The organism is Streptomyces sp. PKU-EA00015, from assembly GCF_013387495.1.
Lineage (GTDB): Bacteria > Actinomycetota > Actinomycetes > Streptomycetales > Streptomycetaceae > Streptomyces.
This window is the reverse complement of the sequence record NZ_JABZEE010000115.1, coordinates 1-3,729: the sequence shown is the minus strand read 5'-3', so window position 1 is coordinate 3,729 and position 3,729 is coordinate 1. Positions and strand designations below refer to the sequence as shown.

Sequence of the window (3,729 nt, the reverse complement as noted above, 5' to 3'; positions counted from 1 at the left end):
GAGTACCTCGTCGGCCGTGAGATGGACATGGTCGCCCTCGAGGACCTCCGCCACGACACGCCGCTGGGAGGTCAGCCGCCAGCCACGCCCTCGCAGTCGCTCCAGCAGGTCACTCATGTCGGTTCACCCGTTCAGGCTCGGTGGGACGGCCGGAGCTTACCGGCAGATGTCCGGGTTCTGATCGAAAGCGTTGAGGCGACCGCTCCCTTACGTGCCAGGCCAGCATATAATTGTCCGTTTCCGCTTCTCCGGTCAGCGGGGTGATCATCATGATCAGAAATGCGTCGCCCTTTCTCGCATGGCTCAGAGGCCGGGAGAGTCGTCAACCAATGGGCCGGGCCCCGAACGACTTTGGACTCTGAGCGCTTGTTACGCGGGGTTGCCCTGCGTGTTCTCTTAGTGGTGCGGTCTGCGGTGCGCGACCATACGGACGCCGACACAGGATCAATCATCGGCGTCGTGCGTGAGTAAGGGTTCAGCCGTTTCCCGTCGGCGGGCCCCATGGCGCACCACGAGCGCGGGTCGCAGTGCTCGCCGCCAGCAGAGCAACCAACGTCAAGAGCAAGTAGCCAGCAGACGGAAAGACCGAGACAGGAAGAAGGACGGACGTGTCCGGCAGCGAAAGCGAGAACCCGGTAATCCCCTCCCCGACCCCTACGCCGACTCGACCCCGGACGAACCGGGACTGGTGGCCGAATCAGCTGGACCTTCAGGTTCTCCACCAGCACTCGCCCCTGTCCAATCCGATGGGCGAGGACTTCGACTACGCAGAAGAGTTCCAGACCCTCGACCTCGACGCGCTGAAGCAGGACGTCTTCGAGGTGATGACGACGTCGCAGGACTGGTGGCCTGCCGACTACGGGCACTACGGGCCGCTCTTCATCCGGATGAGCTGGCATGCCGCGGGAACGTACCGCATCGCCGATGGCCGGGGCGGTGGCGGCAGCGGCGCTCAGCGCTTCGCCCCCCTCAACAGTTGGCCGGACAACGCGAGCCTCGACAAGGCGCGCCGTTTGCTCTGGCCGGTCAAGCAGAAATACGGCCGGAAAATCTCCTGGGCAGATCTTCTGGTCTTCGCCGGAAACTGCGCCATGGAATCGATGGGATTCAAGACGTTCGGGTTCGGCTTCGGGCGAGAGGACATCTGGGAACCCGAGGAGATCTTCTGGGGGCCCGAGGACACATGGCTCGGAGATGAGCGCTACAGCGGCGACAGGGAACTCACCGGTCCTTTCGGAGCTGTGCAGATGGGACTGATCTACGTCAATCCGGAGGGGCCCAACGGCAACCCGGATCCGATCGCTGCCGCCCGGGACATTCGCGAGACCTTCGGGCGTATGGCGATGAACGACGAGGAGACGGTCGCGCTCATCGTCGGCGGCCACACGTTCGGCAAGTGCCATGGTGCGGTCGATCCGGGGTACATCGGTCCGGAACCCGAGGCCTGCCCCGTCGAGCAGCAGGGCATCGGCTGGCGGAACACCTACGGCACCGGCAAGGGCGCCGACGCGCTCACCAGCGGGCTCGAGGGCGCATGGACCACCGAGCCGACGAGGTGGGACAACGGGTACCTGGACATTCTGTACAGGTACGACTGGGAGCTGACGACGAGCCCCGCAGGCGCGAAGCAGTGGACTCCCACGGATCCGTCGGCCCAGGGCACCGTGCCCGATGCGCATGATCCGTCGAAGAGGCACGCTCCCATGATGCTGACGACGGACCTCTCGCTGAAGCTGGATCCGATCTATGGGCCGATCACGAAGAGCTTCCACGAGAACCCGGAGAAGCTTGCGGAAGCGTTCGCCAAGGCGTGGTACAAGCTGTTGCACCGCGACATGGGACCCCTCTCGCGTTACCTCGGCCCGTGGATCGCCGAGCCGCAGCTGTGGCAGGACCCCGTCCCCGCGGTCGATCACGAGCTGGTCGCGGACGAGGACATCGCTGCCCTCAAGGACAGGATCCTCGCCTCGGGACTGTCCATCCCCCAGCTGGTCACCACCGCCTGGGCGTCGGCGGCGAGCTTCCGCGGCACCGACAAGCGTGGCGGTGCCAACGGGGCACGGATTCGCCTCGCACCGCAAAAGGACTGGGAGGTCAACGACCTGCCCGAGGTGGCCGAGGTGGTGCGGACACTCGAGCGGATCCAGCAGGACTTCAACGCCTCACAGGCCGGCGGAAGGAAGGTTTCCCTCGCCGACCTGATCGTCCTGGGCGGGTGCGCGGCCGTCGAGCGAGCCGCGAAGAACGCCGGGCACGACATCACCGTCCCGTTCGCACCGGGGCGTACGGACGCCTCGCAGGAGCAGACCGACGTGGAGTCGTTCGCCGTGCTCGAGCCGAGGGCAGACGGGTTCCGCAACTACCTCCGGGCGGGAGAGAAGCTGTCGCCGGAGACTCTCCTCCTGGACCGCGCCAACCTGTTGACCCTGACCGCTCCCGAGATGACGGTCCTGATCGGCGGCATGCGGGCGCTGAACGCCGGCTTCCAGCGATCCCCCCACGGCGTCTTCACGCACCGGCCGGAGACGTTGACGAACGACTTCTTCGTCAACCTGCTCGACATGAGCACGGAATGGAAGGCGTCGACCTCGTCCGAGAACGTGTTCGAAGGCCGGGAACGCGCCACGGGCGAGGTCAAGTGGACCGCCACCGCAGTCGACCTCGTCTTCGGATCGAACTCCCAGCTCCGAGCCGTCGCGGAGGTCTACGCATGCCGGGACGCCGGAGAGAAGTTCGTGCGTGACTTCGTGGCAGCGTGGGACAAGGTGATGAACCTCGACCGGTTCGACCTCGCCTGAGCCCGATGCCCCGGCCGGCCACTCATCGGCCGACCGGGGCGTCATCGGGACCCGGTCGGGGCGGGGACGAGCGCCTTCCCGCGGCCACGACCGTCCATCTGTGCGGGGGGCGGAGCGTACCGGATCCCGGACCTGCCCGAGGAAGTCGGAGTCATGACTGCAGAACGATGCAGTAGGTGAACAGGCACAGCACCGCGACGCCCAGAAGCGCCGCGAGGCTGCCGCACAGCACCCGCTGCTTGAGGCACTCGTATCGTTCTGTGTACTCCTGGCGCAGTTCGCCGGCCCGTGTCACAAGGGCTGCCAGAACGCGGCGGGACAGGGCGATCCGGTTCTCGGTGTAGAGGCGGACTACTTCCTCGCGCTGGCCGGTGGTGAGCCACGGCATCCGGTCGGCGAACACCTCCGCCTCGACGCGGGCTTCGTGCAGATGGCTCTGCGCCAGCAAATAGCCCTCGAGCTCCGCGATACCCGCGGCCGCCTCCTTGTCCGGGTTCTGCGCGGGCCGGGTCACTTGTCGCCCTTGTTTCCACCGAGCGGCGGTGCGGCTCCTCGTCCGGGTTCGACGACGTCCCGGCGGCCTGCGCTCTCCAGGTGATCCACCTGAGAGATTCCAGGATGGTGCAGGTCGAAGGCGGGAGATTCGCTGCGGATGCGCGGCAGCGTGAGGAAGTTGTGCCGCGGCGGCGGGCAGGAGGTGGCCCACTCCAGCGAACGGCCGAAGCCCCAGGGGTCGTCCACCAGGACCTGCTTGCCGTACTTCGCCGTCTTCCAGACGTTGTACATGAAGGGCAGCATCGACAGGCCGAGCAGGAACGAGCTGATCGTCGACACGGTGTTCAGCGCGGTGAAGCCGTCCGAGGAAAGGTAGTCCGGATAGCGGCGCGGCATCCCTTCGGCTCCCAGCCAGTGCTGCACCAGGAACGTGCCG

At 66.4% G+C, this 3,729-nt stretch carries 2 protein-coding genes and 2 pseudogenes; 1 reads left to right on the top strand and 3 read right to left on the bottom strand.

What is annotated here, in order from left to right; translation table 11 throughout:
* Positions 1-117, bottom strand: a pseudogene (locus tag HW130_RS35065) (transcriptional repressor); the annotation flags it as partial.
* Positions 118-608: 491 nt separating this feature from the next.
* Here HW130_RS35065 and katG point away from each other — a divergent pair.
* Positions 609-2,798 carry a catalase/peroxidase HPI gene (katG, locus tag HW130_RS35060; protein WP_177153810.1) on the top strand — a complete coding sequence of 730 codons (2,190 nt, stop codon included), beginning with the start codon at positions 609-611 and terminating at the stop codon, positions 2,796-2,798.
* 151 nt (positions 2,799-2,949) lie between these two features.
* On the opposite strand, the gene HW130_RS35055 is transcribed toward katG, so the two are convergent.
* Positions 2,950-3,312: a hypothetical protein gene (locus tag HW130_RS35055; protein WP_177153809.1), complete on the bottom strand. Its 363-nt coding sequence runs from the start codon at positions 3,310-3,312 to the stop codon at positions 2,950-2,952.
* Positions 3,309-3,729, bottom strand: a pseudogene (locus HW130_RS35050) (cytochrome ubiquinol oxidase subunit I); the annotation flags it as partial. The pseudogene HW130_RS35050 and the gene HW130_RS35055, both read right to left, overlap by 4 nt.